We start from the raw sequence: 14,166 nt of genomic DNA, 5'->3' as shown, positions 1-14,166 counted from the left end.
GTCTTCCCGTCGACATGGGGTGTGGGGGGGCGGTGCCGCAACGGGGCCGTTTCCGCCCGCGCTCTGGCCGCTGGAAGCGGCCGCCGCTAAACCCGCTGTCATGTTCCCCTTGCGCCATGCCACGGCCGCCGCGCTCCTCCTCGGCGCGGCGATCACCCTCCTCGTCTGGTGGTTCCCGAATCGCGAGCAGGCGGCCGACGTGCCGATGCTGGCGGACCGGTTCAACTCCGTCTCCTTCGCGCCCTTCCGGGACGGGCATTCGCCGCTGCGCGGCGTCTTCCCGACGGCGGCGCAAGTGGAGGAGGACATCCGCCTGATCGCGCCGCGCGTGCGCGCCATCCGCTCCTACGCGAGCATTGAGGGCGACTACGAGGTGGCCGAGATCGCCGGGCGGAACGGCGTGCGGATGTGGAAAGGCGCTTGGCTCGGGCGGGACCTCGTGCAGAACGACCGAGAGGTGAACCGGCTGATCGAGATCGCGAACCGCCACCCGGAGGTGGTGGAGCGCGTGGTGGTCGGCAACGAGGTGCTGCTGCGCCGCGACCTGCCGGTGGAGGAACTGGCGCGGCAGATCGACCGGGTGAAGGCCGCCGTGCGCCAGCCCGTTACCTATGCCGATGTGTGGGAGTTCTGGGCGCAGTTCCCGGAACTCGCGCGGCACGTGGACATCGTGACCATCCACATCCTGCCGTATTGGGAGGATGAGCCGCTGGGCGTGGACGTCGCCATGGCGCATGTGCGCGACGTGTATCGCCGGATGCGCGCCCTGTTCCCGGACAAGCCGATCGCGATCGGCGAGATCGGCTGGCCCTCGGCGGGGCGCTGGCGAGAGGGCGCGGTGCCGTCCCGCGTGGACCAGGCGGTGTTCCTGCGCCGCTTCATCCAGCTCAGCCGGGAGGAGGGGTTCGACTACAACCTCATCGAGGCGTTCGACCAGGTCTGGAAGTACCGGAACGAGGGCACGGTCGGGGCCGCCTGGGGGCTCTGGACGGCGGATCGGGCGCCGAAGTTCGACCTGTCCGGCCCGGTGCGCGAGAATCCCTGGTGGTGGGCCTACGCCGTCGCCGCGCTGCTGCTGGGCGGAGGGATGTTCGCGGCGGCCACGCGCACCTTCCCGGCCGCGCCGCAGTGGCGGATGGCGGTGCTGTCGGCGGCGCTCGGGAATGCGCTGGCCTATGCCTGGTGCGGCGGGTGGCCCTACGCATTCGACGAGCACCTGAAGGCTGCCTTCGCCGTGAACCTTATCGGGCAGGCGGTCCTGGCGGCGCTGCTGCTGCGCCGCGCGGGGATGGTGCTGTCCGGCGGGCCAGTGGAGCCGGCACGGAACGGGGCGGAGGCCACGGCCAACCTGCGCTCGGTGCTGCACGGACGGTTCCGCTGGCGGGACTGGCGCGCCTTCGCCTTCGAGGACCTGCTGTTCCTGTTCATCTGGACGGCGGCGGTGCTGCAACTGCTGCTGCTGTTCGATCCGCGCTACCGCGACTTCCCCTTTCCCACCTTCGCGGTGCCGCTGGTCGCGGTGATCGCGCGCGCGCTGCTGCGGGACCTGCCGCGCCGGGGCGGCGGCTGGGCGGAATGGCTGGCGGGCGGGACGCTGCTGGCCTGCGCCGTGGTCAGCGCGGTGCTGGAAGGGCCGCACAACATCCAGGCGCTGGGCTGGTCCGCCTGCGCGATCGGGCTGGCCATCCCGCCGCTGCTCCGGGTGCGCCGGGCGTAAGCTCAGCGGTCCCGCTTCCGCAGGGGGCGGCAGCCTGACGGAACGAGATGAGAGGGGGTCCGGGGGAGAGAATGCCTTCTCTCCCCCGGGGCCACCCGCGGCTCAGGCCCGCCCGGCGCGGCGGCGCGTCAGGAACACGCGCCCGGCCTCGGTGAGGCCGATCAGGGCGGTGCCGTCCACGCCCGTCTGGCCGCGCGTGTAGCCGGCGTCCAGCGCGTCCTCCCACACCGGCAGGCGGGGGCAGGAGGTGCGCCAGGTCTCCTGCGTCTCGGCATAGGGGCGCGGGCCGGCGTGGAGGGATTCCAGCAGATCCAGCAGCAGCGGTTCGGGGGCTTCGGGCATGGGCGTCTCCTCTATCCTTGCACCAGCAGCCAGGTGCCGTGCGCGACGTAGTAGAGCGCGATCACGGTGATGATCCGGGTGGTCCAGGCACGGTACTGCCCGTCCGACAGGGCTTCCAGGATCGGGCGCGCGAGGGTGGTGCCGAGCATCGAGGCGGCGATCGCGAGGGCGGCGAGCCAGGGCTCGACATAACCGGAGTTCTCGATGAGGGCGCCGAAGTAGATCAGCTTCGCCCCGTGGCTGAAGATCTGGCAGGCCGCCTTGGTCGCCACGATCTCCCGCCGCTCCAGCCGGCCGCCGAGGAAGTAGGTGTCCATCAGCGGGCCGGAGACGCCGGTGAGCAGCATGAGCGTCATGCAGGCGGAGCCGTAGATCAGGCCCTGGCTGGGCTGTTCGGGATCGGGCTTCAGCCGCGGCGGGAAGGCCCGGACGAGGAAGGGCGTCACGCCGAGCAGGAGCAGCGCCACGGGCTTGGAGGGTACGTAGCGCCAGAAGCTCCAGGCCAGCAAGGCGAGCGCGCATCCAGCGACGTAGAAGAGGACGGGACGCCAGCGGATGTGCTGGCGCCAGAGGGCGGCGCGCCAGCCGTTGGAGGCCATCTGGGTGACGCCGTGCAGGAGCATCGCCTCCGGCACCGGCAGGAGAGCGAGGAGGACACCGACGAGCACGAGGCCGCCCGCCATGCCGAAGATGCCGGAGAGCAGGGACGTCCCGACCATCACGGCGAGCAGGGCGGCAACGAGGGCGGGCGACATCGGCGGGAACTCCTTGTGCGCTTCTGATGCGCCCCGTCGTTGCGCGGAGCAAACAGGAAGTTCTTGCGGTGAGCCTCAGCTTTCCTGATGCTGGAGCGATGCTGGCCGCCCGTCGCCTGCCCCATCTGAACGGCCTGCGCGCCTTCGAGGCGGCGGCGCGGGGGGGCGGCTTCGCGGCAGCGGCGAAAGAGCTGAACGTCTCGCCGGCCGCCATCAGCCGGCTGGTCCACCTGCTGGAGGAGCGGCTGGGCGTGACGCTGTTCGAGCGAGCGGCGAACCGGCTTCTGCTGACCCCGGCGGGGCAACGCTTCCAGGCGGGGCTGACGCCGCTGTTCGACCAGATCGCGGCCCTGGCGGAGGGGATCGTGGCGGCCACGGGCGCGCGGGTGCTGACGGTCGGCGCCGGGCCGACCTTCGCGATCCGCTGGCTGATCCCCCGCCTCGCCGCCTTCCAGCAGGAGGCCCCCGATGTGGAGGTGCGGATCGCCACGGGCGGCGCCGCCGCCCCCTTCGCGGAGGAGTGGAGCTGCGGCATCCGGCTGGGCGAGGGCGACTGGCCGGGGCTGGTGGCGGAGCCGCTGATCGCCGCGGATCTCTGCCCGGTCTGCGCGCCCGGGGTCGCGGCGGGGCTGCGGTCCCCTGCGGATCTGAAGAGCGTAACGCTGCTGCGCGTGGCGCATGCGGAAGACGACTGGCCGCGCTGGATGGCGGCGGCGGGGCTGGAGGCGCCGCGACGCTACGGGCCGGTGCTGGCCTATTACGGCCAGGCGCAGCAGGCGGCGGCGGACGGGGTCGGCGTGGCGCTGGGGCTGCGGCCCTATGTGGATGACGACCTGCGGGCGGGACGGCTGGTCGCGCCCTTCGCCATCACCGTGCCGAAGGGGCGCTGGTCCCTGGTGTATCGGGAACGCCGGGCGGAGGAGCCGGCCTTCGCGGCCTTCCGCCGCTGGATCCTGCGGGCGGCGCGGGGGGATGGCGGGCCGGACGCGCCGCCCGACCCGCGCCTGGCGCCCTGATCAGGTCTTCCGCACGCCCCAGAAGATCGGGAAGGACGCCTTCACGATGTCCACCACGTTCGCGCGGTGCGCTGTGGGGATGAAGTGCTGGCCCGTGGCGAGATAGGGCACCTCCTCGAAGTAGATCCGCTGCATCTGGCGGGCGATGGCCTTCTGCGCGTCGAGGTCGGGCGCCTCGAACCACTGGTCACGGAGCGCTTCCAGGCGGGGAGAGGTGGGCCAACCGAACCAGCCGCCCGGGCCGTTGCCGCGCAGCGGGACGTGGGTGGAGGGATCGGAGACGGTCAGCCCCTCATAGGTCGTGCAGAAGGCGCTCCAGCCGCCGCGCTCGATCGGCTCCTTGCTTGTGCGGCGCTGGACCAGCGTGCCCCAGTCCATGCTGGCGAACTCCACGTTCAGGCCGATGCGCTTGAACAGGTCCGCCGCCACCTGGGCGATGGCCATGGTGACGGGGTAGTCGGTCGGGGCCATGAGCACGACGCGCTCGTTGTTGTAGCCGCTCTCCCGCACCATGCGGCGGGCGCGTTCCAGATCGCGCGGGCCGGACAGGGCCTCGATGCCCTCGTCATTCGCCATGGGAAGGCCGGGCGTGAAGACGCCGGCGGGCACGTGGTAGAGTTCCCTCTCGTCGCCCAGCGCCGCCGTGACGAAGTCGAGCTGGTTGAGCGCGGGGATGATCGCCTGCCGCAGCTTCTGGTTGTTGAAGGGCGGCTGGGTGTGGTTCAGCGCCACCATGCCGATCACGCCGATGCGGTCGTTCACCACCACGCGCACGCCGCGGTTCCGGCGCATCATCGGCAGCAGGTCCACCTGGGGCTGCTGGACCCAGTCCACCTCGTTGTTGTTCAGCGCCGCCGCGGCTGTCGCAGCGTCCGGCATGATCTTCCATTCCACGCGGTCGAAGTTCACGACCTTGCCGCCGGCCTGGAAGCTCGGCGCCTCGGGACGGTGACGGTAGCCTTCGAAGCGCGTGTAGATCGCCTGGGATCCGGAGACCCACTCGTCCCTGACGAAGCGATAGGGGCCGGAGCCGACGAACTCCGTGATCTGCGTGAAGGCGTCGGTGCGCGCGATGCGCTCCGGCATGATGAAGACCTGGTCGGCCAGGGCGTAGAGCATGAGGCCGAAGGGACGCTTCAGGCGGATCACGAAAGTCCGCTCGTCCGGCGAGGACATCTCCTCCGTCAGCTCCTCCAGCTTCTGGCCGAGCGGCTTGCGCTTGGCCCAGCGGCGGATGCTGGCGATGACGTCCACGCCGCGGACCGGGGCGCCGTCATGGAAGAGGAGGCCCTCCCGCAGGCGGAAGCGCCAGGTCAGCCGGTCGTCCGAGAGCTCGTGCCCCTCCACCATGTCGGGCCGCGGGTTGAAGGCGTCGTCCCGGGCATAAGGCATGTCCCAGATCATCAGCCCGTGGTTGCGGGCCACGGTCGTGGTGGTCCAGATCGGGTCGGGGTTGTTGAGGTTGCCCTCCGGCACGAAGCGGAGGACGCGGTTGCTGGACTGGGCCAGGGCGGGCCTGGGAAGGGCGGGCGAGAGCGCCGCCGCCGCGGTCGTGCCGAGAAGGGTTCGTCGCTGCATCATCCGCGCTCTCCGCTGTTCAGAGGGATGGGTGGGGTTCCAGCAAGTGCCGCGCCAGGAAGGCGGTGACGGCGCGGTAGGCCGTTCGCCTGTTGTCGCGCTTGAGGAAGCCGTGGCCCTCATCGGGGAAGGACAGGTACTCCACGGGCACGTTCCGGCTCCGCAGGGCGGCGACGATCTGCTCGCTCTCGTGAGGCGGCACGCGGGGATCGGTCAGACCCTGGGCGACGAGCATGGGGCAGCGGATGCGGTCCACCTTGTGGAGGGGGGAGAGGCGTTCCAGCAGCTCGGCGTCCTGAACGGGGTCACCGTACTCGGCGGCGCGGTGGGCGATGCGCCAGGGGCCGGTGCGTTCGAAGAAGGTCTTCCAGCGGGCGATGCCGTAATACTCCACCGCGGCGGCCCAGAGGCCCGGATATTCGGTGACGGCCATCAGCGTCATCCAGCCTCCGTAGCTCTGGCCCATCACGGCGATGCGGGCGCCGTTCATCCCGGGGTGCGAGGCCAGCCAGGCCTGGGCGGCGGCGACGTCGTGCACCGCGTCCATGCGGAGCTCCCGGTCGTCCAGCGCGGCATAGGCACGGCCATAGCCAGTGGAGCCGCGGACGTTCGGCACCAGCACGGCGATGCCCATGGCGGCCACCGCCTGAAGGTCCGGGCGCCAGTTCGGCAGGGCCTGCATCTCCGGCCCGCCATGGACCCAGATCAGGACGGGCCATCCGCCCGTCGGCGGCTGGCCGGCCGGGCGGATGAGGAAGGCGGGGATCTGACGGCCGTCATGGGTGGGGAAGGCGACCTCCTCCCACTCCCGCATGGCGGCGGGGGCCGCGCCGGCGGCGAACAGGAGATGCGCCTCGTGCGCGCCGCGGTCATAGCGCCAGATCGTGCCGGGGCGGGTGGGGCGCAGCAGGTCGAAGGCGACCGCCGTGCCGTCCGGGTGCCAGGTGAGCTTCTGGATGACCCCGGGCGGGTGCACCGGCTCGGCCAGCACGGCGCCCGAGGCGGCGTCCAGCAGGCGCAGGCGGCTGTAGCCGCGCAGGTTCACCGTGACCGCGAGGGTGCTGCCGTCCGGGGAGGGTTCCAGCTTCTCCACATCGGCCTCCGGCGCGTGGAGGAGGCGGATCGTCCCGTCCGGCTCCATCGCGGCGGCGCCGAGATAGTCCCGGTCCCGGTCGGTCAGGAACCAGGCGCCCCCACCGGGGCGCGGCCGGGGGTTCGCGTGGCGCCAGTGGCCCTCGTGCGGCGTCACGGCCCGCACCTCGCCGCTGCTGGTCGAGACGAGCATCACGTCGCTGTCGAAGGCGCGGGGGGCGGAGACCACGGCCAGCGAACCGTCGGCCGCCCAGGCCGCGACCTCGTGCGGGCCCTGCACCTCCCGCAGGCGGCGGGTGGTGCCGGTGGACAGGTCCATGACGCAGGGATCAGCGTGGGCGGGATCGCGGCTGTTGGCGGCGAAGGCGATCTGCCGGCCATCCGGGGAGAAGGCGCCCCAGCCGTGCATCACCTTCGGGTCGGCGGTCAGGGGCCGCGCGGGGCCCTCGGGCGGCAGGGCGTGGAACTGCACGCGCTCATCCCCCGCCTGGTCGCGGCCGAAGACGGCGCTGCCGTCCACCGGGCTGCCGGCGACGAAGGACACCGCGTCCCGGTGGGCCGTGCGGGCCCGCGCCGGGCCGCCATCCGCCGGCAGTTCCCAGACCTGGAGCGAGCCGCCAGGGTCGCTCAGGAAGTAGAGCCGGCCGTCCGCGGCGTAGCTCGGAAGGGTCGCGGCCGCGGCGGAGAGGAGGCGGTCCAGCAGGGCGGAGGGATCGGTCATTCCCGCCATCGCAGCACCGCCCGCCAGTGGGCGGAAGGGGTGGCCGATCAGAACTCCTGGAGGAGGCGGCCGAAGCCCGGCATCTGGTCGTTGATCCCGTTGGCGCGCAGCGCGTGCCAGTAGGTGGCGGTGTTGATCGCCAGCACAGGCTTGCCGAGCCACAGCTCCGCCGCGGCCGCCAGCCGCACCATCGAGAGGTTGGTGCCGACCTGCACGATGGCGTCCACGTCGTCCCCGTCTAGGGCGCGCAGCTCCTCCCGCAGCCGCGCCTCCGTCACCTCCGCGATCGCGGTCCAGGAGAGACAGCGGAGGCAGGTATCCCGCACCACGTCGAATCCGACATCGTTGAAGTAACGGGCGACCTCGGTGTTCATGGCGGGCCAGTAGGGGGAGAGGACGGCGATACGGCGGACGCCGCCGATCCGGCGCAACCCCTCCGCGCAGGCGTGGCTGCCGACGGAGATTTTCAGGCCGGACTCCGTCTCCACCTCCCGCACGAAGCGGTCGGCGCCTTTGATGCCGTCGAAGAAGGTGACGGCGGACATGCCCATGACGAGGTAGTCGGGCGCCGCGGTCATGACGCTGCGCACGGCGTCCAGCGTGTTGCCGGCGATCACCTCGGCGCCGGCCCGGAAGCTCTCGTTGCTGATCGCGCTCGCGTTGGGGGTGAAGATGCGGGAGATGTGGTTCGTCACGCCCGGCGGCCGCATGTCGTCGAAGTCCGGCTGCACGACGGTGTTGGTGGACGGCGCCATGACGCCGAACTTCGCCCGCCAGCCCAGCACATCCCGCATCGTCGCGCGCTCCCCGGTCCGGCGCGCAGCCTGCCACGGCGGCGCGCGCGCCCCAAACCGCTTGTGCCCCCGCCCACCCCCGGGCAGGCTTCTTGCTGGAGCGGCGCCAAATCCGAGGGATGCACCCGATGACCCACCCCCTGCCCCGCCGCGCCCTGCCCCGTCGGACCTTTTTGGGCACCGCCGGATTGCTCGCCCTGCCGGCCATCGGCCGCGCCCAGGGCGACTGGCCGAACCGGCCGGTCCGCTACATCAACCCCGGCCCGGCAGGCGGCGCCGGGGACGTGCTGTCGCGGGTGCTGTGCGAGCGCCTGACGGCGCGGCTCGGCCAGCCTTTCGTCGTGGACAACCGGCCGGGGGCCGGCACCAACATCGGCATGACGATCGTCGCCCGGTCGGCGCCGGACGGCTACACGATGGGGCTCGGCTCCATCGCCTCCCACGCCGCGAACCGCTGGCTCTACCGCAACCTGCCCTTCGATCCGGAGAAGGACTTCACGGCGGTCTCCCTTATCGCGCTCGTCCCGAACCTGATGGTGGTCTCGCCGGGGCTGCCGGTCCGCACGGTCGCGGAGTTCGTGGAATACGCGAAGGCGCGGCCGGGGCAGATCAACTACGGCTCGGTCGGCGCGGGATCATCGCAGCACCTGGCCGGGGCGCAGTTCGGGATGGTGACGGGCGCGCGGATGCAGCACGTGCCCTACAACAACTCCGGCCAGCTCAACACCGACATGATCGAGGGGCGGGTGCAGGTGCTGTTCCAGTCCGTCTCCGCCATCGCGGAGATGGCGCGGTCGGGCATGATGCGGCCGCTGGCGGTGACCGGGACGGAGCGGCAGCCCGCCTTCCCGGAGGTGCCCACCTTGCGAGAGGCCGGGGTGGACATCGTCTCCACCGGCTGGTTCGGCGTGGTGACGCCGGCTGGCGTGCCGGCGCCGATCATCGCCCGGCTGAACGAGGCGACCGTCGCCTCCCTGCGGGAGCCGGAGGTGGTGGCGCGGATCGTCGGGCTGGGCTCCGTGCCGCGGCCGGGCACGCCGGAGGAATTCGCCCGCCACATGGCGGAAGAGAGCGAGAAGTGGCGCACCGTGATCCAGGCAACGGGAGCTTCAGCGGACTGACCGGCCGCGGCGTGTCAGGCCCCTGACGGCGCGCAACCGCCCGCGCGCCGCGGGCGTTTGAGAGGGAGGCGCGGCGCGCCCGCATCCCCCTCAGCACAAAGGTATGTTCCCATGGGCCTCTTCTCGAAGCCGATCAAGACGCTCGACGACCTGTTCGTCCACATGCTCCAGGACATCTACTACGCCGAGAACAAGATCACGAAGGCCCTGCCGACGATGATCTCCAAGGCGACGGACCCGCAGCTGCGCCAGTCCTTCGAGGTTCACCTTCAGGAGACGCGCAACCAGATCGTGCGGCTGGAGAAGGTGTTCCAGATGCACGGCCAGGAGGTGAAGGGCGTCACCTGCCCCGCGATCGACGGCATCATCGCCGAGGCGGAGGAGGTCATCTCCGACTCCGGTGACAAGGAGGTCATGGACGCGGCGATGCTCGCCTCCGCGCAGGCCGTGGAGCACTACGAGATCACGCGCTACGGCACGCTGATCGCCTTCGCCCGGCAGCTCGGCCGCAACGACTGCGCCTCCGTGCTGGAGGAGACACTGGCCGAGGAGAAGGCGACCGACAAGAAGCTGACCATGCTTGCCGAGAGCAAGGTCAACCGCATGGCGGCCTGAGCGTTTCCGCTTCTGCTCCCGGCGATCCACCAGGGGCAGCTTGGCGCCGGTCCGGCCCCGAAAGGGGCAGGCCGGCGCTTTTTTTATGGGCTGATCGCCCGGAGCGCGGCCTCCAGCGTGGCCGGGTTTCCCGCGATGCGGAGTGTCTTCTCGCGCGCGGTTGCGCCCGCCGTCACCGAGATGCGGGACGGCGCGATGCCCAGGACTCCGGCGAGCAGGGCACAGATCGCGCGGTTGGCGCGACCATCCTCCGGCGCCTCGGTCACGGCCAGGCGCAGGCGCGGTCCGTCCGCGGCGGGCGCGACGCCCAGCAGGGCGGCGCGGCGAGCCCGGGGCTGGGCCTTGATCCAGAGCTCCACCCCCTCCCCCACCGCGCGCCAGGCGGCGTCGCGCAGGGTCAGGGGGGCCAGGCGGCCTCGACCTCGGCGCGCGACATGAGGTCGGCATATTTCTGGCCCATGTCGAAGAGGTTGGCCTCGTGCGGGGCGATCGCGCGGTCTCCCACGCAGTCCGTGACGACCACCGTGCGGAAGTTGTGGGACACGGAGTCCACCACCGAGGCGCGGACGCAGCCGGAGGTGGTGCAGCCGGTCACGAGCACCGTGTCGACCCGGCGGAAGGCGAGGAAGGCGGCCAGTCCCGTGCCGAAGAAGGCGCTCGCCTGCTGCTTGCGGACCACCAGTTCCCCGGGGGCCGGGGTGAGTTCGGGCACGACCTGGGAGAGCGGGCTCTCCTCGGTCAGCTTTCGCAGGGACGGGGCCTTCAGCGCGAAGGCGCCAGCATCCGAGCCGTCCTCGGCATAGACCACGCGGGTATAGGCCACCGGCCAGCCGCGGGCGCGGGCATGGGCGAGGAGCGCGCGGGTCTGCTCAATGGCCGGGGCGATGTTGCCGCCACCGAAGTGCTCGGGATCGGCGAAGCCGACGACGAAGTCCACGATGAGCAGCGCCGGCGCGGCACCGAGGCCGGCGCGGGCGCCGAGGCCCTGGCGGGCGTAGATGTCCAGTTCGCTCACGATCCCTCCCCGCGCGTCGTCACGCGACCGCCTCCAGGTCCCGCAGCGACTGGATCATGGAGGACCGCAGCAGGAAAGCCCGGTGCCGCTCGGGATCGGCGGCGATGGCGCGGAGCTCGTCATGATGCGCCTCACGGACGGCGGGGTCGCGCTGGTTCAGGATCTGGCGGTTCCGCAGTGCCTGCTGCTGCACGACATCGAGCGCGACCTGCCGGCGCTGGCGCTCGTAGCGCCGCATCGTCTCCAGGGGCGCGCCCTGCCAGACGGCGGTCAGCTTCTCCGCCAGGTTCAGCGCGTCGTGGATGCCGCCGTTCATCCCCATGCCGCCGAGCGGGTTGTTCACGTGTGCCGCGTCGCCGGCCAGGAAGACGCGTCCCTGGACGTAGCGCTCCGCGACCCGCTCATGCACGCGATAGGCGGTGCGGTGCCGGATCTCGTAGGGCGTGGACTTCGGCAGGACCTGCTGCATCCGCTGCTCGATCCGGGCCTCGGACATCATCAGGTCCTCCGGCTCGTTCGCGTCGGTCGGCAGCAGAAGGCGCCAGAGGGAGCGCGTGCGGAGCAGGACGAACCATTCCTGCGGGTCCGAGATGTAGGCGATGTTCGCGAGGTCCGGGATGACCTCCTGGTACTGGAACGGCGTGGAGAGCGTCAGGTAGAGCTCGGGGATCGTCATCCCCTCGAAGCCGATGCCCAGCGACTTGCGCACCGCGCTGCGCGCCCCGTCCGCGCCGATCAGGAAGCGGCCGCGGATGAGGTGGGCGACATCCTGGTCGTCCATCGCGGTCAGCGTCACGCTGTCCGCGTCCTGCCGCACGGAGTCCGCCCGCAGGCCGTAGAGGAATCTGACCGCCGGGTTCGTCGCCAACCGGTCCCGCAGCAGCCGCGTCAGGCGCCATTGCTCGCATTGCAGGCGGTAGGGGTGGTTCGTGTCGGCGGAGAGGACCGAGAGGTCGAAGGTGGCGATCACCCCCTTCTCCCGGTCCCGGAACTGCCAGGTCGGGCAGACCAGCCCCTGCTCGATGAGGCTGCCGACCACGCCGAAGCGCTCCAGCATATCGAGCGTGGGGGAATGGAAGGTGGAGGCGCGCAGACCGTCCGGCAGGTCGGCCTCGGCCTCCACGACGGTGACGGGGATGCCGGCATCGGCCAGGGCGGCGGCGGCCACCAGCCCCACCGGGCCGGCGCCGGCCACGATCACGCGGCTCTCGGGCATCGCGCGATCAGCCCCGCGCCAGGGGCAGGGACCGCGACTGCCGGGCCAGGGCTTCCGCCCAGGCCCAGCCGCCGAGCGCGGCGCCGACCATCCCCCAGGTGGCGTTGAAGTTCAGCACCGCGATCACGCCCAGCGCCACCGCCGCCGCCTTCACCGCCCGCGGTGCGCCGAAGAAGGACCAGAGCCCGAGGGCCAGCGCGCCCGCGCCCCAGAGCTGCCAGTGCTGCAGCCAGAGCAAACCCGCCCGGGGGTAGCAGGCCGCCGGCGCGCGGGAGAGGTCGAGGCAGAGCGCGCCCCATGCCCGCGGCTCCACCCAGACGTGGCGGTAGATCACCATGGCGGCGATCGCGGCCAGGACGACCAGCAGGGCCATGAGGTCGGCCCGGTAACGTTGCGTCACGCTCATCTCCCACGGGATGGCTTGATCGCGCTCGGCACGCAAGCACATCTCGCGGATGAATCTTCCCTTTCTCTCGCGCCCGCCGGCGGTGGCCGTCGTGCGGCTGCAGGGCGTCATCGCGCCGCGTGCCAACGGGCTGGCCGGCCCCACCCTCTCCGCCGCGGCGCTCGACCCGGTGCTGGAACGTGCCTTCGGGCTGAAGCGCCTCGCGGCGGTCGTGCTGGCGGTGAACTCGCCGGGCGGGTCGGCGGCGCAATCCTCCCTCATCGGCGGGCGCATCCGCCAGCTGGCAGAGAAGAAGCGCGTGCCCGTCATCGCCTGCGTGGAGGATGCGGCGGCGTCCGGCGGCTACTGGCTGGCCTGCGCGGCGGACGAGATCGTGGCGGACCCGACCTCCATCATCGGCTCGATCGGTGTCATCGCCGCGGGCTTCGGCTTCGAGGAGGCGATCGCCCGGCTGGGCGTCGAGCGGCGGCTGGTGACGGCGGGGGAGGATAAGTCCTTCCTCGACCCCTTCCGGGCGCCCGATCCGGCGCAGCAGGAGCGGCTGCGGGATCTGCTGGCCGCCCTGCACCGGGAGTTCATCGCCTGGGTGGAGTCGCGCCGTGGCGGACGCCTGCGGGCGGAGGAGCCGCTCTTCACCGGCCGCTTCTGGACCGGACGGCGGGCGCTGGAGCTGGGCTTGGTGGACGGGCTGGGTGATCTGCGGGGGGAGGTGATCCGACGCTTCGGGGAGAAGGCGCGGGTGGTCCCGCTCGGCGCCCGCCGGCCGCGGTTTCCCTGGCGCCTGCTCTCCGGGGCCTCCTTCGATCCGGCCGCGTCCGTGGATGCTGCGCTCTCCGCGATGGAGGCGCGGGCGGTCTGGGGGAGGCTCGGGCTCTAAAGTCGGACGCGACGCGGGCGGTAGGGAGGACGGCCGGCTCCGGCCTTCACGGTGGTGCGCCCCGCCGCCCATCACCCCACGGACGGTGGCGGCATGCCCAGAAGCGGCCGGTGGTCCGGCGGGTTGATCGGGGCGAGTCCGCCGCCTTGCTGTCTTTCCATGCCGCTTCTGGTAGACGATCCCGTCTTGGCCGGATTGATCGATGAGCGGTGATAAGCGGGGTGTTGGTGTGCGAGAGACCCTCGATCAAATCGGGCGCAGGGCGGACACCGACAAATCCTCGAAGATCCATGATTATCTGAATTTCTATGAAAGCTTCCTGCACCCTCTTCGGGATGAGCCCGCCACGGTGCTGGAGGTCGGCGTGTTCAAAGGCTCTTCCATCCGGATGTGGGCGGAGTATTTCACCCGGGCGACGATCATCGGGGCCGATATCAATCTCAAGCGGCACACCCTCGGCGACCACCTGGCCGATCGGATCAAGCTGGTCCGGGTGGATCAGGGCAGTGCCGCCGACCTGACCGGCCTGGGCAAGGCCTACGGCCCCTTCGACGTGATCATCGACGACGGGTCGCACCGTTGGGATCACCAGATCCTCACCGTCCAGACCCTCCTCCCCTTCGTGAAAGGTGGAGGTTTCTTCATCATGGAAGACCTGCACACCAGCCGTCCGGAGGATGAGGCCAAATATCAGGGGACATCGCAGCGGAATACGGTCGATTATCTGATGGCCCTGACCCGCGACGTCTGTCTCAGCGCGAGTCCCGGCGTGATGAATGGAGAGCAGGACCCATTTCTTCGAAGCTTCATGAAGGAACTGGAATTCCTGGTCTGGCGGCGGTCGACCCTGCTGATGAAGCGGATCAAGCGCTAGATTTCGTCATTCCTGACCGACCGGCCG

At 71.2% G+C, this 14,166-nt stretch carries 15 protein-coding genes; 6 read left to right on the top strand and 9 right to left on the bottom strand.

The annotated features are described in order from the left end of the window. Positions 1 to 100 precede the first annotated feature (100 nt). On the top strand, positions 101 to 1,717 hold the full coding sequence (locus tag ACP6CK_RS25435; RefSeq protein ID WP_426956124.1) for a glycoside hydrolase: 1,617 nt from the start codon (positions 101 to 103) through the stop codon (positions 1,715 to 1,717). A gap of 102 nt (positions 1,718 to 1,819) precedes the next feature. On the opposite strand, the gene ACP6CK_RS25430 is transcribed toward ACP6CK_RS25435, so the two are convergent. Together ACP6CK_RS25430 and ACP6CK_RS25425 are read right to left on the bottom strand one after the other, a co-directional pair. Further along, positions 1,820 to 2,059, bottom strand: coding sequence for a hypothetical protein (locus ACP6CK_RS25430; RefSeq protein WP_426956123.1), 240 nt, complete (start codon positions 2,057 to 2,059; stop codon positions 1,820 to 1,822). Between the two features lie 11 nt (positions 2,060 to 2,070). Continuing rightward, positions 2,071 to 2,814, bottom strand: coding sequence for a TSUP family transporter (locus tag ACP6CK_RS25425; RefSeq protein WP_426956122.1), 744 nt, complete (start codon positions 2,812 to 2,814; stop codon positions 2,071 to 2,073). A gap of 68 nt (positions 2,815 to 2,882) precedes the next feature. Here ACP6CK_RS25425 and ACP6CK_RS25420 point away from each other — a divergent pair, with 68 nt between their 5' ends. Beyond that, the gene (locus tag ACP6CK_RS25420) at positions 2,883 to 3,830 is read left to right on the top strand and encodes a LysR substrate-binding domain-containing protein (RefSeq protein ID WP_426956121.1); all 948 of its coding nucleotides are present in this window, start codon (positions 2,883 to 2,885) and stop codon (positions 3,828 to 3,830) included. On the opposite strand, the gene ACP6CK_RS25415 is transcribed toward ACP6CK_RS25420, so the two are convergent. From ACP6CK_RS25415 to ACP6CK_RS25405, 3 genes are read right to left on the bottom strand one after another with little or no spacing between them, the layout of a single operon-like run. Continuing rightward, positions 3,831 to 5,408 carry an ABC transporter substrate-binding protein gene (locus ACP6CK_RS25415; protein ID WP_426959977.1) on the bottom strand — a complete coding sequence of 526 codons (1,578 nt, stop codon included), beginning with the start codon at positions 5,406 to 5,408 and terminating at the stop codon, positions 3,831 to 3,833. A gap of 19 nt (positions 5,409 to 5,427) precedes the next feature. Beyond that, positions 5,428 to 7,221 (bottom strand): S9 family peptidase, encoded by a 1,794-nt coding sequence (locus tag ACP6CK_RS25410; RefSeq protein ID WP_426956120.1) that lies wholly within the window; start codon positions 7,219 to 7,221, stop codon positions 5,428 to 5,430. Between the two features lie 47 nt (positions 7,222 to 7,268). Beyond that, positions 7,269 to 8,015, bottom strand: coding sequence for a maleate cis-trans isomerase family protein (locus ACP6CK_RS25405; protein ID WP_426956119.1), 747 nt, complete (start codon positions 8,013 to 8,015; stop codon positions 7,269 to 7,271). Positions 8,016 to 8,143: 128 nt separating this feature from the next. On the opposite strand from ACP6CK_RS25405, the gene ACP6CK_RS25400 reads away from it, so the two are divergent. Beyond that, on the top strand, positions 8,144 to 9,136 hold the full coding sequence (locus ACP6CK_RS25400; RefSeq protein WP_426956118.1) for a Bug family tripartite tricarboxylate transporter substrate binding protein: 993 nt from the start codon (positions 8,144 to 8,146) through the stop codon (positions 9,134 to 9,136). Positions 9,137 to 9,247: 111 nt separating this feature from the next. Further along, on the top strand, positions 9,248 to 9,751 hold the full coding sequence (locus tag ACP6CK_RS25395; RefSeq protein ID WP_426956117.1) for a ferritin-like domain-containing protein: 504 nt from the start codon (positions 9,248 to 9,250) through the stop codon (positions 9,749 to 9,751). A gap of 83 nt (positions 9,752 to 9,834) precedes the next feature. On the opposite strand, the gene ACP6CK_RS25390 is transcribed toward ACP6CK_RS25395, so the two are convergent. The 4 genes from ACP6CK_RS25390 to ACP6CK_RS25375 are packed head-to-tail and all read right to left on the bottom strand — an operon-like array spanning position 9,835 to position 12,382. After that, the gene (locus ACP6CK_RS25390; protein ID WP_426956116.1) at positions 9,835 to 10,110 is read right to left on the bottom strand and encodes a DUF167 domain-containing protein; all 276 of its coding nucleotides are present in this window, start codon (positions 10,108 to 10,110) and stop codon (positions 9,835 to 9,837) included. Positions 10,111 to 10,148: 38 nt separating this feature from the next. After that, positions 10,149 to 10,766: an isochorismatase family protein gene (locus ACP6CK_RS25385; RefSeq protein WP_426956115.1), complete on the bottom strand. Its 618-nt coding sequence runs from the start codon at positions 10,764 to 10,766 to the stop codon at positions 10,149 to 10,151. A 19-nt stretch (positions 10,767 to 10,785) separates the two neighbouring features. Then, the gene (locus ACP6CK_RS25380; RefSeq protein WP_426956114.1) at positions 10,786 to 11,982 is read right to left on the bottom strand and encodes an FAD-dependent oxidoreductase; all 1,197 of its coding nucleotides are present in this window, start codon (positions 11,980 to 11,982) and stop codon (positions 10,786 to 10,788) included. Positions 11,983 to 11,989: 7 nt separating this feature from the next. Then, positions 11,990 to 12,382: a hypothetical protein gene (locus ACP6CK_RS25375; protein WP_426956113.1), complete on the bottom strand. Its 393-nt coding sequence runs from the start codon at positions 12,380 to 12,382 to the stop codon at positions 11,990 to 11,992. 55 nt (positions 12,383 to 12,437) lie between these two features. Between ACP6CK_RS25375 and ACP6CK_RS25370 the strand changes: the two genes are divergently transcribed. Both ACP6CK_RS25370 and ACP6CK_RS25365 read left to right on the top strand, forming a co-directional pair. Next, entirely contained in the window at positions 12,438 to 13,265 is an 828-nt protein-coding gene (locus ACP6CK_RS25370) for a S49 family peptidase (RefSeq protein ID WP_426956112.1), read from the top strand. A gap of 202 nt (positions 13,266 to 13,467) precedes the next feature. Next, positions 13,468 to 14,139 carry a class I SAM-dependent methyltransferase gene (locus tag ACP6CK_RS25365; RefSeq protein ID WP_426956111.1) on the top strand — a complete coding sequence of 224 codons (672 nt, stop codon included), beginning with the start codon at positions 13,468 to 13,470 and terminating at the stop codon, positions 14,137 to 14,139. The last annotated feature ends 27 nt before the right edge of the window (positions 14,140 to 14,166 follow it).

This window comes from Muricoccus radiodurans (genome assembly GCF_050154705.1).
Taxonomy (GTDB): Bacteria; Pseudomonadota; Alphaproteobacteria; order Acetobacterales; family Acetobacteraceae; genus Roseomonas; species Roseomonas radiodurans.
This window is presented reverse-complemented; position numbering and strand designations above follow the sequence as displayed.